The 18,119-nt window shown below is 62.3% G+C and carries 18 protein-coding genes and 1 riboswitch; of the genes, 13 read left to right on the forward strand and 5 right to left on the reverse strand.

Annotation, left to right across the window (positions count from 1 at the left end):
• Positions 1-2 precede the first annotated feature (2 nt).
• The 3 genes from BDD18_RS12110 to BDD18_RS12120 all read left to right on the forward strand — a co-directional run bounded on the left by BDD18_RS12110 (position 3) and on the right by BDD18_RS12120 (position 2,675).
• Complete coding sequence (locus BDD18_RS12110; protein ID WP_063461946.1) at positions 3-809, forward strand: ATP-binding cassette domain-containing protein; 807 nt, start codon at positions 3-5, stop codon at positions 807-809.
• Between the two features lie 9 nt (positions 810-818).
• Positions 819-1,271 (forward strand): RbsD/FucU family protein, encoded by a 453-nt coding sequence (locus tag BDD18_RS12115; RefSeq protein ID WP_066696364.1) that lies wholly within the window; start codon positions 819-821, stop codon positions 1,269-1,271.
• A 153-nt stretch (positions 1,272-1,424) separates the two neighbouring features.
• Positions 1,425-2,675 (forward strand): ROK family transcriptional regulator, encoded by a 1,251-nt coding sequence (locus tag BDD18_RS12120; protein ID WP_142084079.1) that lies wholly within the window; start codon positions 1,425-1,427, stop codon positions 2,673-2,675.
• A 241-nt stretch (positions 2,676-2,916) separates the two neighbouring features.
• Here BDD18_RS12120 and BDD18_RS12125 read toward each other — a convergent pair whose 3' ends face one another.
• Positions 2,917-3,702, reverse strand: a complete 786-nt coding sequence (locus BDD18_RS12125) for an HAD-IIB family hydrolase (RefSeq protein WP_142083431.1) — start codon at positions 3,700-3,702, stop codon at positions 2,917-2,919.
• A gap of 16 nt (positions 3,703-3,718) precedes the next feature.
• A complete protein-coding gene (locus BDD18_RS12130) occupies positions 3,719-5,347 on the reverse strand; it encodes a peptide chain release factor 3 (protein WP_142083433.1) in 1,629 nt (542 codons plus the stop codon).
• Between the two features lie 176 nt (positions 5,348-5,523).
• Positions 5,524-5,604, forward strand: a riboswitch (S-adenosyl-L-homocysteine riboswitch).
• Positions 5,605-5,667: 63 nt separating this feature from the next.
• Between BDD18_RS12130 and ahcY the strand changes: the two genes are divergently transcribed.
• The 4 genes from ahcY (at position 5,668) to BDD18_RS12150 (ending at position 9,637) form a co-directional block, all read left to right on the forward strand.
• A complete protein-coding gene (gene ahcY, locus BDD18_RS12135) occupies positions 5,668-7,104 on the forward strand; it encodes an adenosylhomocysteinase (protein ID WP_142083435.1) in 1,437 nt (478 codons plus the stop codon).
• Between the two features lie 111 nt (positions 7,105-7,215).
• Positions 7,216-8,217 carry a TlyA family RNA methyltransferase gene (locus BDD18_RS12140; RefSeq protein ID WP_142083437.1) on the forward strand — a complete coding sequence of 334 codons (1,002 nt, stop codon included), beginning with the start codon at positions 7,216-7,218 and terminating at the stop codon, positions 8,215-8,217.
• Positions 8,214-9,065: a methylenetetrahydrofolate reductase [NAD(P)H] gene (metF, locus tag BDD18_RS12145; RefSeq protein WP_142083439.1), complete on the forward strand. Its 852-nt coding sequence runs from the start codon at positions 8,214-8,216 to the stop codon at positions 9,063-9,065. Before BDD18_RS12140 ends, metF begins: the two co-directional genes overlap by 4 nt.
• 122 nt (positions 9,066-9,187) lie before the next feature.
• Positions 9,188-9,637, forward strand: a complete 450-nt coding sequence (locus BDD18_RS12150; RefSeq protein WP_420837319.1) for a septal ring lytic transglycosylase RlpA family protein — start codon at positions 9,188-9,190, stop codon at positions 9,635-9,637.
• Between the two features lie 18 nt (positions 9,638-9,655).
• Here BDD18_RS12150 and BDD18_RS12155 read toward each other — a convergent pair whose 3' ends face one another.
• On the reverse strand, positions 9,656-10,543 hold the full coding sequence (locus BDD18_RS12155; RefSeq protein ID WP_142083440.1) for a 23S rRNA (adenine(2030)-N(6))-methyltransferase RlmJ: 888 nt from the start codon (positions 10,541-10,543) through the stop codon (positions 9,656-9,658).
• 243 nt (positions 10,544-10,786) lie between these two features.
• Between BDD18_RS12155 and BDD18_RS12160 the strand changes: the two genes are divergently transcribed.
• The 6 genes from BDD18_RS12160 (at position 10,787) to erpA (ending at position 15,534) form a co-directional block, all read left to right on the forward strand.
• Positions 10,787-12,724: a serine/threonine protein kinase gene (locus BDD18_RS12160; protein WP_142083443.1), complete on the forward strand. Its 1,938-nt coding sequence runs from the start codon at positions 10,787-10,789 to the stop codon at positions 12,722-12,724.
• Between the two features lie 196 nt (positions 12,725-12,920).
• On the forward strand, positions 12,921-13,352 hold the full coding sequence (gene rplM, locus BDD18_RS12165; RefSeq protein ID WP_044396978.1) for a 50S ribosomal protein L13: 432 nt from the start codon (positions 12,921-12,923) through the stop codon (positions 13,350-13,352).
• Between the two features lie 12 nt (positions 13,353-13,364).
• A complete protein-coding gene (gene rpsI / locus BDD18_RS12170) occupies positions 13,365-13,757 on the forward strand; it encodes a 30S ribosomal protein S9 (RefSeq protein ID WP_044396979.1) in 393 nt (130 codons plus the stop codon).
• 108 nt (positions 13,758-13,865) lie between these two features.
• Positions 13,866-14,582, forward strand: a complete 717-nt coding sequence (locus BDD18_RS12175; RefSeq protein ID WP_142083445.1) for a DUF6776 family protein — start codon at positions 13,866-13,868, stop codon at positions 14,580-14,582.
• Between the two features lie 128 nt (positions 14,583-14,710).
• Entirely contained in the window at positions 14,711-15,109 is a 399-nt protein-coding gene (locus BDD18_RS12180; protein ID WP_044397058.1) for a bactofilin family protein, read from the forward strand.
• A gap of 59 nt (positions 15,110-15,168) precedes the next feature.
• Entirely contained in the window at positions 15,169-15,534 is a 366-nt protein-coding gene (erpA, locus tag BDD18_RS12185; protein ID WP_044396980.1) for an iron-sulfur cluster insertion protein ErpA, read from the forward strand.
• A 25-nt stretch (positions 15,535-15,559) separates the two neighbouring features.
• Here the strand turns inward: erpA and BDD18_RS12190 are convergent, their stop codons facing one another.
• Both BDD18_RS12190 and BDD18_RS12195 read right to left on the reverse strand, forming a co-directional pair.
• Positions 15,560-16,669, reverse strand: a complete 1,110-nt coding sequence (locus tag BDD18_RS12190; RefSeq protein WP_142083446.1) for an anhydro-N-acetylmuramic acid kinase — start codon at positions 16,667-16,669, stop codon at positions 15,560-15,562.
• Between the two features lie 56 nt (positions 16,670-16,725).
• Positions 16,726-18,084 (reverse strand): M23 family metallopeptidase, encoded by a 1,359-nt coding sequence (locus BDD18_RS12195; RefSeq protein ID WP_142083448.1) that lies wholly within the window; start codon positions 18,082-18,084, stop codon positions 16,726-16,728.
• Between the last annotated feature and the right edge of the window lie 35 nt (positions 18,085-18,119).

Consider the following 18,119-nt stretch of genomic DNA (forward strand, 5'->3'; position numbering starts at 1 on the left):
CCATGACCACTTCCACCCAGACTACGAACGTTCCGCTGGTCATGCAGGCCAAGGGTCTGGTCAAGCGCTACGGCCAAGTCACCGCACTCGATGGCGCCGACTTTGAGCTGCGCGCGGGCGAAATCCTGGCCGTGATCGGTGACAACGGTGCGGGCAAATCCAGCCTCATCAAGGCGCTGTCCGGCGCCACCGTGCCGGACGAAGGCGAGATCCTGCTCGACGGCCAGCGCATCCAGTTCAAGAGCCCCATCGAGGCGCGCCGTGCGGGCATCGAAACCGTGTACCAGGACCTGGCCGTGGCCCCCGCGATGACCATTGCCGAGAACCTGTTCCTGGGCCGCGAGCTGCGTCGCCCGGGCCTCTTGGGCACTGCACTGCGCATGCTCGACAAAAAGAAAATGCTCGAAGAAAGCGTGGCCCGCATGGCCGAGCTGAAGGTGGGCATCCGCTCCATGACGCAGGCGGTGGAGACCCTGTCGGGCGGCCAGCGCCAGTGCGTGGCCGTGGCGCGTGCAGCAGCGTTTGCGCGCCACGTGGTCATCATGGACGAGCCCACTGCCGCCCTGGGTGTGAAGGAGGGCAACATGGTGCTGGAGCTCATCCGCCGCGTGCGCGACAAGGGCCTGCCCGTCATCCTCATCAGCCACAACATGCCCCATGTGTTCGAGATTGCCGACCGCATCCACATCGCCCGCCTGGGCAAACGCGCTGCGGTGGTCAACCCGAAAAAAATCAGCATGAGCGACACCGTGGCGGTGATGACGGGGGCCATGGCCGCGTCCGATCTGCCCGCCGAATGCCTTGCCTGAAACGCCCCCATGCTGAAGAACATTGATCCCCTGCTGACCCCCGACCTGCTCAAGGTGCTGGCCGAGATGGGCCACGACGACGCCATCGTGCTGGCCGACGCCAACTTCACCGCCATGAGCCTGGGCGCAGGCAAGCCCGTGCTGCGCCTGCCCGGCATTGGCATGGCGCGCGCCGTGCAGGCCGTGGCCAGCGTGTTGCCCCTGGCGCAAGATGTGCCGCACCCCGTGGCCTACATGCAGGTGGGCGGCACCGAGGCGCCGTACCGCTCGGCCCTGCAGCGCGAGGCGCTGGCCGTGCTGGCACGCGAGGGTGTGGCTGGCGAGCAGGCTGAGGGCGTGGAGCGCTTTGCCTTCTACGAGCGTGTCAAGAAAGCCTACGCCATTGTGGTGACGGGCGAGCTGCAACCCTTTGGCAACTTCCTGCTGCGCAAGGGCGTCATCGGCGAAACTCTGCGGGATTGATCGGGCTCGTGTTCAATCACCGGAAACCGTTCGGGCTGAGCCCTTCGACAGGCTCAGGACAGGCTTGTTGAAGCCCTGCGCGGCGCTTCGACAGGCTCAGCGTGAACGGTTTTGTATTTTCGAAGGCCACTTGGTATGAACCTCCCGCCCGCCATGCTGGAAACTGACCCATCCCCACCACCCGTAGACTTGGGCGAACCTCCCAGCAACGGCCCGGCCCTGCTGCGCCAGCGCGGCTCCAACCACGTAGGGCTGCGCCAGTTCAACGAGCGCGTGGTGTTGCAGGCTCTGCGCACCCACGGCAGCCTGGCCAAGGCCGAGATGGCGCGCGTCACGGGCCTCACGGCGCAGACCATTGGCCTCATCACCGCACGGCTGGACGAAGACCAACTGCTGCGCCGCGAAGCCCCGGTGCGTGGCCGCGTGGGCCAGCCCTCGGTGCCCATTGGCCTGAACCCCGACGGCGCCTTTGCCATCGGCATCAAGATTGGCCGGCGCAGTGCCGACTGGCTGCTGGTGGACTTCACCGGCCATGTGCGTGAGCGCGTGGTGCTCGACTACGCCTTCCCCGACATCGACGTGCTGCTGCCCGCCATCCGCACACACCTGAACCAGCTGCTCGACGGCCTGGGCCCGCTGCGCTCGCGCGTGGTGGGGGTGGGTGTGGCGGCACCGTTTCAGCTGGGTGGCTGGCATCGCATGCTGGGGCTGACCGAGGCGCAGTCCGAGGCCTGGAACAACATCGACCTGGCCGAGCAGGTGCAGCAGATGACCGAGCTGCCCGTGAGCTTTGCCAAAGACACCTCGGCCGCCTGCGTGGCCGAACTGCTGCAAGGCCGCGGGCGCGACATCCCCAGCTTTCTGTACCTGTTCATGGACACCTTTGTGGGTGGCGGGCTGGTCATCAACTCGCACCTGCACCGCGGCCTGCATGGCAATGCGGGCGCGGTGGCCTCGCTGCCGCTGGCACCGGCCCAGCCGGGGCAGGCCCCTGCGCAGCTCATCAGCCAGGCATCCCTGTGGGAGCTGGAGCAGCGCTTTTGCGAACATGGCCTCGACCCCATGGCCGCCTACGACAAGCGCGTGCTGCAGGCACCGTGGCTGGAACACAGCCGTGCCTGGATCGCCCATGCTGCGCGGGCGCTGGCGCATTGCGTGGTGTCTGGCGCAGCCTTTCTGGACCTTGATGCCGTAGTGCTTGACGGCGCCGCAGCCCCCGAGCTGCTGCAGGCCTTGTGCGAAGGCGTGCGCCAGTCGCTGGCCGACTACAACTGGGAAGGCCTGCACCAGCCACCGCGCCTGGAGCTGGGCAGCATCGGCTCAGACGCCCGGGCCCTGGGCGGAGCGCTGCTGCCGCTGCACGCCTGCTTTGCGCCAGACCATGAGATTTTTCTCAAGGCGTGATGCCCGCGCAGCACGATCATGGACTCGACCTCTTTGAACTTGAAATATCCGTTCGGGTTGAGCCTGTCGAAACCCTGCACGGCTTTGGACTCTGCGCTCAGTGAGCGGTTCAAGCAGGCCCAGGCCGGATCAATAGTGTTGATTTGCTATTGAATCAATAGCTGCTTGCGCTTGATTGGCGGGAGATGCAGCCTGTTTTTGCATGAGATGCATGTCCCTCATCTGCTGCGAGGGGCACTGATTAACGGTTTGCCAGGATGGCCTGCACCAATTCAGCAAACCCTGCGCCGCGCTCGCCCTGCGTCACATAGCGCGGCAGGTGCTGCAACTGCGGCACAAAGCGCGCCACATTGGCCACACCCACGCTGTGCGCGAAGTGCTGGAACATCAACTGGTCGTTGGTCGAATCGCCTACATACACCCAGCGGTTCATTTCTGCATCGAGATCCCGGCCCCACAACTCGCGCACGATCCACCGCGCGCCTTCGAGCTTGTTGTGCGCGCCAAACCAGCCATTGATGTGGATGCTGCTCACCGTGGCATTCATGCCCGCCGCCCGCATGATGCGCACCGCCTCGTCAATGCCCTGCTGGGGCAGGTGCGTGAACTCGCTGTGGTCGATGGCGATGTCTGTCTCGCGCCCCGGCGAGTCGGTGGCACGGCGCGCGCCGGGCACTTCGCGCTCAATCTGTGCAAGCACTTCCTGCATGCGGGCGTAGTTTCGCTGGCGGGTGGTTTCGTCCTGCTGGTAACGCTTGACCAGCCTTTGGCCGGGCAGTGGCTGCAGCGCCACCGCACCGTTCTCCGCCACGATGGCATCCACCGGCCAGCTGCCCGCAAAGGGCTCGCTCCAGCCCACGGGCCGGCCAGTGATGGCGGCCACGTGCAGCCCAGCTGCCTTGAGCTTGCCCAGTGCTTCCAGCGCATCGGAAGTGATGGCGCCGTCGGTGGTGAGGGTGTCGTCGATGTCGGTCATGACGCCCAACAAGGGGCGTTGATGAAAAAGATCGCTCGTGAGTGGATGCATGGCTACCGACCCAAGCTCAACCCGCATTACCCAAACTCAGCCCCGCATGCTCCCGCAGCGGATGAAAGTGAATCTTCGGAAAACGTTCTTGCGCCAGTCGCACGTCATAGGGCGATGTGCACAGATATGCCAGCGTGTCGGCTGCGTCATGGGCCATGCGCAGCGGGTAGGCGGTTTCGAACTCGCGCAGCTCGGCTGGGGTGTCTGCAGTGATCCAGCGTGCGCCGGTGTATTGGCAGGCTTCCAGGCGCACATCGCAGTCGTATTCGGTTTTCAGGCGGTGCTGCACCACTTCAAACTGCAGCTGGCCCACGGCACCCAGCAGCATGTTGCCGCCGGCGTCGGGTTTGAACACCTGAATGGCGCCTTCTTCGCCCAGTTGCATCAGGCCCTGCTGCAATTGCTTGGTGCGCAGCGGGTTCTTCAGAACCACGGTCATGAACATTTCCGGGGCGAAGAAGGGCAGGCCGGTGAACTGCAGGTTGGGGCCATCGGTGATGGTGTCGCCCAGTTGCACGCCGCCGTGAGTGGTGAAGCCGATGATGTCGCCTGCATAAGCCTCGTCCACGGCTTCGCGGCGCTGGCTCATGAAGGTCACCACGCTGGTGGGGCGCAGTTCTTTGGCGGTGCGCTGCACTTTCATCCGCATGCCAGGGGTGTATTTGCCCGAGGCCACGCGCACAAAGGCGATGCGGTCGCGGTGGTTGGCGTCCATGTTGGCTTGCACCTTGAACACCACGCCTGAGAAGCTCTCGTCTTCAGGCTGGATGATTTTTTCTTCGCGGTTGCGGTTGACCTCGGTGTAGGCCACGCGCGGGCCGGGCGGGGGCGACATATCGACCACAGCGTCCAGCACTTCCATCACTCCGAAGTTGTTCACCCCGGAGCCGAAGAACACGGGGGTGAGCTTGCCTTTCAGGAAGGCGTCGTGGTCCCACTCTGCGGATGCGCCCACGGCCAGCTCCATGCTCTCCAGCGCGTCGTCGAATGCCTGGCCGAAGCGGGCGCGCAGGTTGTCTGCGTCGGACAGGGGAATGGTCTCGAAGTCCTGCGGGCGCTTTTCGCTGCCGGGCTGGAACACGGTCATGCTCTTGGTGCGCAGGTTGATGATGCCGCCAAAGCTCTTGCCCTGGCCCACAGGCCAGGTGATGGGGCAACAGGGCATGCCCAGCTCGCGTTCCACTTCGTCCATGATGTCCAGCGGGTCGCGCACTTCGCGGTCCATCTTGTTCACGAAGGTGATGATGGGCGTGTCGCGCTGGCGGCACACCTCGATCAGGCGGCGGGTCTGGCTTTCCACGCCGTTGGCGGCGTCGATCACCATCAGCGCCGAATCCACGGCGGTGAGCACGCGGTAGGTGTCTTCCGAGAAGTCCTTGTGGCCGGGGGTGTCGAGCAGGTTCACCACATGGTCGCGGTAAGCCATCTGCATCACCGACGATGCCACCGAGATGCCGCGCTGCTTTTCAATCTCCATCCAGTCCGACGTGGCGTGGCGGCTGGCCTTGCGGCCCTTGACGGCGCCGGCGATCTGGATCGCGCCCGAGAACAGCAGCAGCTTTTCCGTCAGCGTGGTCTTACCTGCGTCAGGGTGGGAAATGATGGCGAAGGTGCGGCGGCGCCGGGTTTCTGGAGCGTAGGACACAAGGGGTTCCAAATGGGTGGGCAGGCGCGACAGGCGCCGCGCTGCGGGTTCAGAGGGTGCGCAGCCCCTGTGGAGCGCGGTGGCGCGGGGGCTTTTGGTTGGCGATTTTACCCAGTGGGCTTGGAGGCTGAAGTGGCACGCGAGACGCCTGCATGGTGACTGCTTTTATAATCCGCACTTCCGAGGAGCGTTGCAGCGCCCCCTGCCATCTGCGGGGCGTGAGGCTCGGAGTCATCAAGCAACGACGCTCATCCACTTTTCGTGTGGTGAGTTGCATCTTCCCCGTCAAGTGGCTTTTCAAACCTGCTTTGGAGCACACCATGAACGCACGCGTCAACGCCCCCGTCAACACCGACTGCATCATTGCCGACATCGGCCTGGCCGAATGGGGCCGCAAGGAAATCCGCATCGCTGAAACCGAGATGCCCGGCCTGATGGCCATCCGCGAGGAATTCGCGGCCAAGCAGCCCTTGAAGGGCGCGCGCATCACCGGTTCGCTGCACATGACCATCCAGACGGCTGTGCTGATCGAAACCCTGCAGGCCCTGGGCGCGCAGGTGCGCTGGGCTTCCTGCAACATCTTCTCTACGCAAGACCACGCTGCCGCTGCCATTGCCGCCACGGGCACTCCCGTGTTCGCGGTAAAGGGCGAGACACTGGTGGATTACTGGGATTACACCCACCGCATTTTTGACTTTGGCCCTGCAGGCACCGAAGGCGAAGGCCCCAACCTGATTCTGGACGACGGCGGTGACGCCACGCTGCTGATGCACCTGGGCAAGCAGGCCGAAAAGGACCAAAGCGTGCTGGCCAACCCTGGCAGCGAAGAAGAGCGCATTTTGTTTGCCGCCATCAAGGCCAAGCTGGCGGTGGACCCCACTTGGTACAGCCGCAAGAGCGCACAAATCATCGGTGTGACGGAAGAAACCACCACCGGCGTGCAACGCTTGAAGGAAATGTCTGCCAAGGGCAGCCTGATGTTCCGCGCGATCAACGTGAACGACTCGGTGACCAAGAGCAAGTTCGACAACCTGTACGGCTGCCGCGAATCGCTGGTGGATGGCATCAAGCGCGCTACCGACGTGATGATTGCTGGCAAGGTGGCCGTGGTTGCGGGCTACGGCGATGTGGGCAAGGGCTCGGCCCAGGCCTTGCGCGCCCTGAGCGCCCAGGTGTGGGTGACCGAGATTGACCCCATCAACGCCCTGCAGGCCGCCATGGAAGGCTATCGTGTAGTGACCATGGAATATGCCGCCGACAAGGCCGACATCTTCGTGACCACCACCGGCAACCGCGACGTGATCACGTTCGAGCACATGAAGGCCATGAAGGACCAGTCCATCGTCTGCAACATCGGTCACTTCGACAACGAAATCCAGGTCGCCAAGCTCGAAGAGCACTGCCAGTGGGAAGAAATCAAGCCCCAGGTGGACCATGTGATCTTCCCTGACGGCAAGCGCATCATTCTGCTGGCCAAGGGCCGCCTGGTGAACCTGGGCTGCGGCACGGGTCACCCCAGCTTTGTGATGTCTTCCAGCTTTGCCAACCAGACGATTGCCCAGATCGAGCTGTTCACGCACAGCGACTTCTATGAAAACGGCAAGGTCTACGTGCTGCCCAAGCACCTGGATGAAAAGGTCGCACGCCTGCACCTGAAGAAGGTGGGCGCGATGTTGTCGGAGCTGACAGACGAGCAAGCCGCCTACATCGGCGTGCCCAAGCAAGGCCCTTACAAGCCAGATACCTACCGCTACTAAGCCCTGGCGATAGAGGTTGAATGCTCCTGATTTAGGAGCTGCTAGCACTTACTGGGTAAGCGCTAGCACCTGTTTTTATTCAAATTTCCGTCAGATGACGAGAGAGTACGCATGCGCGCAGATGTTTTTTTGGTGGAAGGCGGCCATGCCGCTACGCGCTCACAGGCGCAACGCCTGATCGCCTCGGGGGTGGAGTGGCGGCTGACGCCGCTGTCTGCCTGGAACAAGGTGGTCAAGAACGGCGATGACATTCCACCCATGGCAGAGGTGCGCTTGCTCGACGATGCCGAGGCGAAATACATCTCGCGTGGCGGGCTCAAGCTCGAAGGCGCCCTCAAGGCGACGGGGCTGGTGGTCAAAGGCTTGCGCTGCCTTGATGTGGGGCAGAGCACCGGCGGCTTCACCGACTGCTTGCTGCAGCACGGCGCTGCCCAGGTCATTGGTGTGGACGTGGGCCACGGCCAGTTGCACGAGCGCTTGCGCGATGACCCGCGCGTGGTGGGCGTGGAAGGCCTGAATGCACGGGCGATGACTGCCGAGTCCCTCCTGGAAGGCTGCGAAGTGGCCTTGTCTGAAGAAGAGGTGCAGGACGAAGAGGACAACGAAACCCAGCCCGTGGCTCCCTACAGCTGGATGCGCAACGGCGGGCTGGTGGATGAAGAGTACGACGACAGCGACGACGCCAAGGAGCAGGACGTGGAAGCCTTCAAGGCCGAGCGCGCAGCCAAGGCCAAGGCGCGTGCTGAGGGCTCTTTGCCCGTGGTGCGCCGTCGCAAGCCGGGGCGTGAGGAGGTGAACATCACGCCTGTGTTCGATGTGATCACGGGCGATTTGTCGTTCATCTCGCTGACACTGGTGCTGCCTGCGCTGGTGCCGCTGTTGGCCCCTCAGGGCCGGCTGCTCATGCTGGTCAAGCCGCAGTTTGAGTTGCAGCCCGGCCAGGTCGGCAAGGGCGGCATTGTGCGCGACGAAGCGCTGTACCCCGTGGTGGAAAAGCGCATCCGCGATTGCTGCGCCGAGGTGGGCCTGGACGTGTTGTCGTGGATCGACAGCCCCATTCAGGGCGGCGACGGCAACCGGGAATTCTTTATTGACGCAAGGAGGGCTGCATGAACGCTGCCAAGACCGAAGCCACCGGTTTCCCGGTGAGCCTGGAATTCTTTCCGCCAAAAACCGAAGAGGGCGCGGTCAAGCTGCGTACCGTGCGCCAGCAGCTGTATGCCCTGCATCCAGAGTTTTGTTCCGTGACCTATGGGGCGGGTGGCTCCACGCAAGAGGGCACCTTCACCACGGTGAAAGAGATCCTTTCGGAAGGCGTCAGCGCGGCCTCCCATTTTTCGTGCATTGGCGCCACGCGGCAGTCGGTACGTGAACAGTTGGCTGTGCTCAAGGGCATGGGTGTGCGGCGGCTGGTCGCTTTGCGGGGCGACTTGCCCAGCGGCTATGGCGCGGGCGGCGAGTTTCAGTACGCCAGCGACCTGGTGGCCTTCATCCGCGAAGAAACGGGGCGGGACTTCCACATCGAGGTCGCCGCCTACCCCGAGGTGCATCCGCAAGCCCGCTCGCCCGAGGCTGACCTCAAGGCCTATGTGGCCAAGGTGCGTGCGGGTGCTGATGCCGCCATTACCCAGTATTTCTACAACAGCGATGCGTACTTCCGCTTTGTGGAGGACACGTACAAGCTGGGTGCAGACATTCCCGTCGTGCCTGGCATCATGCCCATCTCCAGCTCTACGCAGCTGATGCGTTTTTCGGATGCCTGTGGCGCCGAGATTCCGCGCTGGATCCGGCTGCGCCTGCAGGCGTTTGGCGACGATACCGCCAGCATCAAGGCGTTTGGCCTGGACGTGGTGACCGATCTGTGCGACCAGTTGCGCAGCGCCGGGGTGCCCGCCTTGCACTTCTACACCATGAACCAGAGCGCGGCCACGCTGGAGATTTGTCGCCGACTGGAGCTGTAAACGTGCCAGGGCAGCGCGCGGCAATGCTTGCAGGTGGGCGCAGGTTCTGGGCTGCCTTGCTGGCTTGTACCGCTATGGTGCTGGCTTGGCCTGTCGTTGTTCTTGCCCAAGAGGATTCGGGCATGCCCGACCCCGGTGCGACGCCATCCTCTGATGCGGAAAAACCGCTTTCCCCCCAGCGCTCCGCCATCGATCTGCTGAGCAGCGATGAGGACGAAGAGGGTGAGGAGGAGGCGGAAGTCTTGCCCAGCGAAACCGGGCTGGCTTCCTGGTACGGCCCTGGTTTTCACAAGCGCCGCACCGCCAGTGGCGAGCGCTTTGATATGCATGCCATGACCGCTGCCCACCGCACCTTGCCGTTCGGGACCATGGTGTGCGTGCGCAGCCAGATCACAGGGCGCGGGGTGGTCGTTCGCATCAACGACCGGGGCCCGCATGCCGCCAACCGGGTGGTAGACCTGAGCCGGGGCGCTGCCATTGCCCTGGGGCTGCACGGCTTGGGGCTCAAGCCGGTGGATGTGTTCCCCCTCGGTGCGGGCGAAGATGCCTGCCCGCCCAAGCGACCAGACTAAGTCGCTGCAGGCATTTTCTTAGCTGCCCGATTCCAGCGTGTAGGTGGCGTGCTTGTCTTGTGCCAGCAATTCCACCATTTGCGGCAGGGCTTCCTTCAGCGCGGGCTTGAGGGTGAAGGGCGGGTTGATCAGGAACATGCCACTGGCTGGCAAGCCGGGGCGCTTGGTTTCTCCGGCCGCGTTTTCCGTGACCTTGCTGGATTTCACCGTCAGCGTGGCATGCAGCCAGCTCTTGCCCGCCTTGGTGGCCAGGGTCTTCAAGCGTCGTGGCAAATCATGGGCCTCTGGGCGGGGGATGATGGGGTACCACACCGCATAAGTGCCGGTGGCAAAGCGCTTGAGCGAATCGGTGACCATGTCTAGCACCTTGCCGTAGTCGCTCTTGATTTCATAGCTGGGATCGCACAGCAGCAAAGCGCGGCGGGCTGGTGGAGGCAGAAACTTTTTGACGCCTTCAAAGCCATCCTCGTGCAGCACGGCCACTTGCCTGCCGGCTTCCAGCTGGGCCACGTTGCCAGCCAGCGCGCGCATGTCCGTGGGGTGGAGTTCAAACAGCTTGAGCTTGTCATGCCCGCGCAGCAGGCGCTGGCTGATGAAGGGCGAACCGGGGTACACCTTGGTTTTGCTGCCTTGGTTGAAGGCCCGCACCATGTCTACATACGCTGCCAGAGCCGGGGTGAGGGGCGGTACTTCGGGGGCGACCAGGCGCAGGATGCCATCCGAGGCCTCTGCGCTGGTGCTGGCGTAGTCGCCATCCAGCCGGTAGAGGCCCGCGCCGGCGTGGGTATCCAGAACGGTCAGCGCCGCGTCTTTCTCCGTGAGATATTGCAAAGTGGCAATCAAAACCGTGTGCTTGAGCACATCGGCATGGTTGCCTGCGTGGAATGCGTGGCGATAACTGAACATGCCCGTATGGTAACGATTGCGTACCTTGACGACGGAAAGTGCTGAGAAACCTCATACGCATGGGTCAGGAGCCGGGCAAAATCACAACCTTCCGGCGGTCTGTGATGTTTTTCTCAGACAGTGTGCTTTTTGTAGCTTCTCTACAGGCTTTGATATCGCATCATCGCGTCTGTTGCCCAGCCGAGACGCTTGGCAGGCACCGATTGAGTGCCCTTTCAGACCCGGTCCTGCTCCCTTCCCACCATGATCGAACGATCCAGTCAAACCCCTGCCGCCGGCGTCAGCCACGTTGATGCGCTGCCGCCCGGCACCAGGCTGGCTGAGTTTGAAATCCTGGGGCTTCTGGGTGTGGGCGGTTTTGGCATGGTCTACAAGGCGTTTGACCATTCCCTGCACCGCGCGGTGGCCATCAAGGAATACATGCCGACGGCTCTGGCAGGGCGTGTGCACGGGCAATCCCTGGGGGTTCGCTCTTCGTCCGATCAGCAGACCTTCCAGGCCGGGTTGGCTTCCTTTGTGGGCGAAGCGCGCTTGCTGGCCCAGTTTGATCACCCTTCGCTCGTGAAGGTGTTCCGTTTCTGGGAGGCGAACAACACGGCTTACATGGTCATGCCGCTCTACAGCGGCATGACGTTCAAGCAAGCGCGTGCGCAGATGCGCACTCCGCCGCCAGAGGCCTGGCTGCGCAAGGTGCTGTGGTCAGTGCTGGGGGCGCTGCGGGTGCTGCACGACGGCAAGACGCTGCACCGCGATATCTCTCCAGACAACATCTTCTTGCAAGACTATGGCCCCCCCGTGTTGCTGGACCTGGGGGCCGCACGCCACGCCATCAATGACCAGGGGCGCCAGCACACTGCGGTGCTCAAGGTCAACTATGCGCCCATCGAGCAGTATTCAGAAACCGATGATGATCTGCGCCAGGGGCCCTGGAGCGATTTGTATTCGCTGGCGGCGGTCGTGCATGGCTGCCTGTGCAATGACACGCCTTTGCCGGCCACCTTGCGTTCCATTCGAGATCGCATGGTGCCGTTCCCCCGCATTGCCAAGACCGTGAAGCGGCAGTTTGGTGTTGAGTATTCGCCTGCATTTGTCGCAGCGGTGACCCAGGCCCTCTCTTTGCGCCCCGAAGATCGTCCTCAGAGCATTGACGCCTTCTTGCAGGCCATGGAAATGGTGTCTGCACCTGAAGGTATTGACGGATTCGATTTCCGCGCTGATCTGGGCGACATCTGGGTCGAGCCTGCGGACCAGCCCGGCCCTGGGTTGCTGACGCCCACCGTGGATGTGACCTCTGCGCCCAAGATCGTGGCGGATATCCAGGCATCGCTGGCAGGCGCGCAAGCCGCGGTCTCTGCTCCTGCCGCTTTGCGCGAGTCCAAGCGGGTGGATGCTGACTCAGGCCCTCACACGGTGGCTGTAGAGACTGCAGATACCGTCTTCATGGATCCGGGCGATACGGTGATGATGGAGGAGTTGGAGTCTTCCAGCCCGTCAGGTCATAGTTCAGGATCGGGCGCGCACCGCGAAATAGGGGGGCATGCTCCAAAGGCATCCAAGTCTGCTGGCGCTTCGCACGAATCGAGTCAACGGGCCCGCGCTGCTGTCTCGCGTCGCCACAAGAGTTTGCGCTGGGGGGCTGTGGCTGCGGTTGCTCTCATGGCGGTGGCGAGTGCTGGCTGGGGGCTGTATGCACGCAAGGCTCCGGTGGCGGATGACATCATCACCGAAGTGGCTGAGCCACCAGCCGCTTTGACGCTGGTGGAAGCGTCTGCCCCGGTGGCCAGCGCCTCGGTCGCCAGTGAGGTGGCTGTGGCGGAGCCCAGTCTCGTGGATCCTCCGCTGGTTGCAGCTTCTGCGTCCCAGCCGGCTACGGCGCCCAAGCCCGTGGTGCGCAACAGCGCCGCTGCAAGAAAGGTGGCTCCAGAGCCTGCCCCCGCGCCGGTGGTGGCTGTGGAAGCGCCTCCTCCGCCTCCCCCGCCACCGCCTGAGCCGAAACCCCGGCCAGCACCCGCCAAAATCCCGACGCCCCAAGAGGTTTGCGCGAATGCTGGCTTCTTGGCCAAACCCATGTGCATTCATCAGGAATGCCAAAAGCCGTCGCAGGTCGGGCAGGCCATCTGTGTCGAGAACCGAAAGCGCTACGAGGCTGAGGAGCAGCGTGCCCGGCAGATGGGCAACTGAGTGGTTTGGCGCCTCGGCGGACGGGCTTCGGGACGAGCGGTTGTCCCGTTTTTGTGAAACTTCGTATAATCACAGGCTTCGCAGCGATTGAGCGGCCCCGCGGCGAACACATCAGTCCCACCTAAGAGGCTTCCTTCAGAGAAGCACCGACCGTGGAAAAGGGCCCTTACAAACCCCCTCTTGAAAAGAGAAACTCATGACTACTACTTTCAGCGCAAAGCCCGCTGAGGTTGTGCACGAGTGGTTTGTGATTGACGCGACCAATAAGGTCCTCGGACGAGTAGCCAGCGAAGTTGCTCTCCGTTTGCGCGGCAAACACAAGGCCATTTACACGCCTCACGTCGATACCGGTGACTTCATCGTCGTTATCAACGCAGCCCAACTCAAGGTTACCGGCACCAAGTCCCTGGACAAGGTGTACTACCGTCACTCGGGCTATCCCGGCGGTATCACGGCCACCAACTTCCGCGACATGCAAGCCAAGCACCCTGGTCGTGCTCTGGAAAAGGCTGTCAAGGGCATGCTGCCTAAGGGTCCCCTGGGCTATGCAATGATCAAGAAACTCAAGGTGTACGGTGGTGCTGAGCATCCCCACGCCGCCCAGCAGCCCAAAGTGCTGGAAATCTAAGGAGCCTTGAGAATGATTGGTGAATGGAACAATGGCACCGGCCGTCGCAAGTCCAGCGTCGCCCGCGTGTTTCTGAAAAAAGGCTCCGGCAAGATCACTGTGAACGGCAAGGACATCCAGTCCTACTTCGGCCGCGAAACATCGATCATGATTGCCAAGCAGCCCCTGGTGCTGACCAACCATGTCGAAACTTTCGACATCCAGGTCAATGTCCACGGCGGTGGTGAATCCGGTCAAGCCGGTGCAACCCGTCACGGCATCACCCGCGCTCTGATCGACTACGATGCAACACTCAAGTCTGCACTGAGCCAAGCCGGCTTCGTGACACGTGATGCACGTGAAGTGGAGCGTAAGAAGGTCGGTCTGCACTCTGCACGTCGTGCAAAGCAGTTCTCGAAGCGTTAATCTTCGCAGTCTTCAGAAGACCGGGTTTTCCCCCGGCCTCTGCAAAAACCGCCTTCGGGCGGTTTTTTCGTTTATGGTGCGTGCTTCTTCAGGGGGGATGGTTCGTACATGCGTTTTCGTTTGCTTCGTCGGCGGTTGACCATTAGCGCACCCAGGGTGGCCATTCGCAGTGCGATGCCGTGGCCCCTGCGCTGGCTGGTATTGGCGCTTGCCTTGGGCCTGAGCGCAGCCACCGCTTTGTGGGCTTTTGAGTTTGGTAAGTCGATTGCAGGCCTTGAGCCCACTTCGCGGCAGGAGGTGATGCAACTGCGCGCCGAGATTGATCGATTGCGGGAGCAGTCACAGCAAACCCAGTTGCTGTCGCAAACGGCGGAGAGTCTCTTGACTGCTGATCGTGCAACACTGGAGCGCCTGACTGCCCAGGTGAAGCAGCTGGAAGCGGAGAATCGCGCTCTGCGAGACGATCTGGGCTTTTTTGAAAAACTCATTCCTGCGGCCAAATCGGATGGCGTCACCATACGTGGCCTGAAAGCGGAGTTGGTGGGTGGTGCGCAGCTGAAGTGGCAGGTGCTGGTCATTCAGGCTGCTGCTGCACGCAATGCGCCGGAATTCAAAGGGCGCCTCGAATTGGTGCTTGCGGGTGTTCTCAACGGCAAGCCTTGGACGCAGGCCTTCCCGCCTGAAGGGCAGGCGCTCCAGTTTCGCCAGTACCGCCGCTTGGGAGGCGTATTCGCTTTGCCTCTGAATGTCGTGGTAAAAACCGTGACCGCCCGTGTCTATGAAGGCCAGGCCATTCGGGCAATCCAGGCGGTAGATCTGGATTGAGTCCGCCGAGGGAGCTCGCGGACGTGTGCGCAATGCACTGGTGCTGGGGTTTGCTGTCTGGCGTGGTGGTGCGGTGTCTCAATGATTTCGTAGTGGAGCGCCGCAAAGGCGTCTGAGGAGGAGTTCCAATGTTTTCTCGCAAGAAGCAGCCGCCCATCAAAAGCTTGATTGCCCATGGCACCCGCATCGAAGGCAATGTTTTGTTTGAAGAAGGAATCCGGATCGACGGGGATGTGGTAGGTGATATCCGTGCTTCGACCGAGCAACCCAGCATCTTGGTGATTTCCGAAACGGCCCGAGTGGAGGGCGCTGTGCATGCTGACCATGTGATCGTGAATGGGTCGGTGGTGGGGCCAGTGCACGCCGCGGAGCTGCTGGAACTGCAGCCCAAGGCGCGCATCACAGGCAATGTGAACTACAGGGCGCTGGAGATGCACCAAGGGGCAACGATTGCGGGTCAGTTGCAACCTGCAGCCGTGTTGATTGAAGAAAAGCCCCCACTCAAACTAGCGTCAAACAACCAGTGAGCTGAGCGCATGGGGGTGTTGCAGTACCATCGCATGCAAATTCTGAATCCGGAGTCCCCATGAGTACAGTTGCTGAAAACGTCCCCACCGAAATGCCCGCGCCGATTCTGTTCACCGACAGCGCTGCGGCCAAGGTTGCGGATCTGATTGCCGAGGAAGGTAACCCGGATTTGAAGCTGCGCGTGTTCGTGCAGGGCGGCGGGTGCTCTGGCTTCCAGTACGGTTTCACCTTCGATGAAATCACCAATGACGACGACACCACCATGACCAAGAACGGGGTGTCGTTGTTGATCGACGCGATGAGCTACCAATATCTGGTGGGCGCTGAGATCGACTACAAGGAAGACCTGCAAGGCGCACAGTTTGTGATCAAGAACCCGAACGCTACCACCACCTGTGGTTGCGGTTCCAGCTTCTCTGCCTGACCAGGCCAAGCCCTGCAAAAGGGCATCAAGCGGGGTAGATGGCCCCTAAAACACGGGCGCCTTGTGCGCCCGTGACGTTTGGAAGGTTCCCTGCTTGCCCAAGGACGGTTTGACGGGCCAGCCACGCAAAAGCGCAGGCTTCCACCTGCATCACAGGCAGGCCCAGCACATCCGTTGGCTCCACGGGTAAAGGGGCCAGCAAGTCCTTCAGGCGGTGCATCAGGTGGTTGTTGAGCGCGCCGCCACCGCACACTGCCATCAAAGTTGCGCCTCCACCGTATTGTTTGACTGTGTTCGCGCAAGCCTGGGCAGTCAGCTCGGTCAAAGTGGCTTGTATATCGGCGGGGCGCAGTTCCGCAAAGTGCTGCAACTTGCTGTTGAGCCACGCCACATTGAACAAGTCCCTTCCGGTGCTTTTCGGTGGCGCTTTCTGAAAGAACGGCTCTTTCAAAAAGGTTTCCAGCAGGGCCGGGTGCACAGTGCCCTGGGCCGCCCAGCGGCCTTGAGCATCGTAGGGTGCGCCAGTGTGCTGTTGGCACCAGTAGTCCATGAGCGCATTGCCGGGGCCGCAATCAAAGCCGATCACCGGTCCTTGCGCTGGTAGCACACTGATGTTGGAAATGCCGCCAATGTTCAGCACCAGCACGGTCTGGTTGGGCTTGCGGAAAACACCGTGGTGGAATGCAGGAACCAAAGGTGCGCCCTGGCCCCCGGCCGCGACGTCGCGGCTGCGGAAGTCGGCCACTACACGAATGCCGGTGAGCTCCGCCAACAAGGCTGGGTTTTGCAACTGCAGTGTGTAGCCCGTGCCGTCGAACTCCTGGGGGCGATGGCGAACGGTTTGTCCATGGGCGCCAAGGGCACTGATTCGACTAGCGTTGAGTTGCAGGTCACTCAGCAGTTGCTGGACCAGGGATGCATAGATGCGAGAGACAGCGTTGCCCGCGAGTGCAGCTCTGTGCAACTCGTCGGCTCCAGACGTGTTCAGGGCCAGCAGCTCGCTTTTGAGCTCGTCCGAAAAAGGGGCAGATCGGTGCCCCAGTACCTGGAGGCGTTCTCCGGCAAAGTCCACCAGAACAGCATCCACCCCATCCAGCGAGGTGCCAGACATCAGTCCGATGTAGAGATCACCCATGGTTGTGGCGTCTGGCTCATTCCCCCGCTGGCCGTGCGCAGGCGGGGGGAATACTTTTACTGAGCGCTGGCCTGCTGGATCAGGTCTGCTGACGACAGTTGGGTGCGCATGGCGGCGGCCAAGCGCTGGAAGGCGGGCCGCGCCGCAGCAGAGACCGGTGCTGCTGCCTCGCTTTGCTGGGCGATGGTTTGTGGGTCCTGGTGCTGACCGTTGATGCGGAACTCAAAATGCAGGTGCGGTCCGGTCGCCCAGCCCGTGGCGCCCACGGCACCCACGGTTTGGCCTTGTTCTACCGACTGACCATTCTTGACATCAATGCGGCTCAGGTGGGCATACACAGTCACGTGCTGGTTGCGGTGCTTGACGAAGACCACGTTGCCAAAACCGTTCTGTACCCCTGCAAACTCCACCACGCCATCACCCACCGTGCGCACCGGGGTGCCTGTAGGGGCTGCATAGTCGGTGCCCAGGTGTGCGCGCCAGGTTTTCAGGATCGGGTGCATCCGCATCTTGAAGCCGCTGGTCACTCGAGAGAATTCGACGGGAGAGGCGAGGTACGCGCGGCGCATGCTTTCACCCTCCAGGGTGTAATAGGCGCCTTTGGATGCCTCGGGTTCCTGGAACCACACGGCTTCATAGGTCTTGCCGTTGTTGCGGAACTCGGTGCTCAACACGCGGCCGGTGCGCAGCGGCTCGCCATCGGCTTCCAGTGTTTCGTAAACTACGGCGAAGCGGTCGTCCTTGCGCAGGGAGCGGTGGAAATCGATGTTGCCGGAGAAGATTTCCGCCACTTGCACGGCAACGGCATCGGGAATGTTGGCGGCGTCTGTGGCTGCAAACAATGAACTGCGAATCACGCCACCAGCCAGGCGGGTGCCTTTGGTGAGGGGGGCAGTTTCGATGCGGGAGGCGAAGCCTTCGCCCTTGCGTTCAACCACCAGTCGGCGGAAAGTGCCGCTGTCGTCGGGGGCCCAGCGTGCCGTCAGGCGTACCAGGCTGTGGTCGTCCGTGGTTTCTGCGGAAACCAGGCGGCCCGCACGGCCCAGCAAGTTTTGGCGCACCGTGTTGTCAGAGCGCAAGAATGCCGCCGCGGCTGGATCGGCAACGCCCATGCGTTGCAGCAGCGATTCAGCAGTGTCACTGCTGCGAGTCTGCTCAGACCGGTACAGCGAGAAGCCTGGTGCTTCCAGTGCCTCGAGGGAAAGGTTTTCTGCCAGAGATTCAACCGGATAGCTCACCAGTTTGGTGGGCAGGTCCGACGCATCGGGGCCAAGCGAAGCCACAGCAAACGCCCCGCCGCCACCTGTCAGCAGCACAGCGGCCACTGCAGCGGTGATGCGCTTGGGGTGTTTTTGGGCGGTTTGGGACAGGCGATCAAGCAAAGCCAGGCTGGCGGTGGTCAAGCCGTGAATCAAGTTCTATCCCCAGAATTGGTGTGTCAACGTCTGAG

The sequence above is a fragment of the Acidovorax temperans genome (assembly GCF_006716905.1).
GTDB lineage: Bacteria > Pseudomonadota > Gammaproteobacteria > Burkholderiales > Burkholderiaceae_C > Acidovorax > Acidovorax temperans.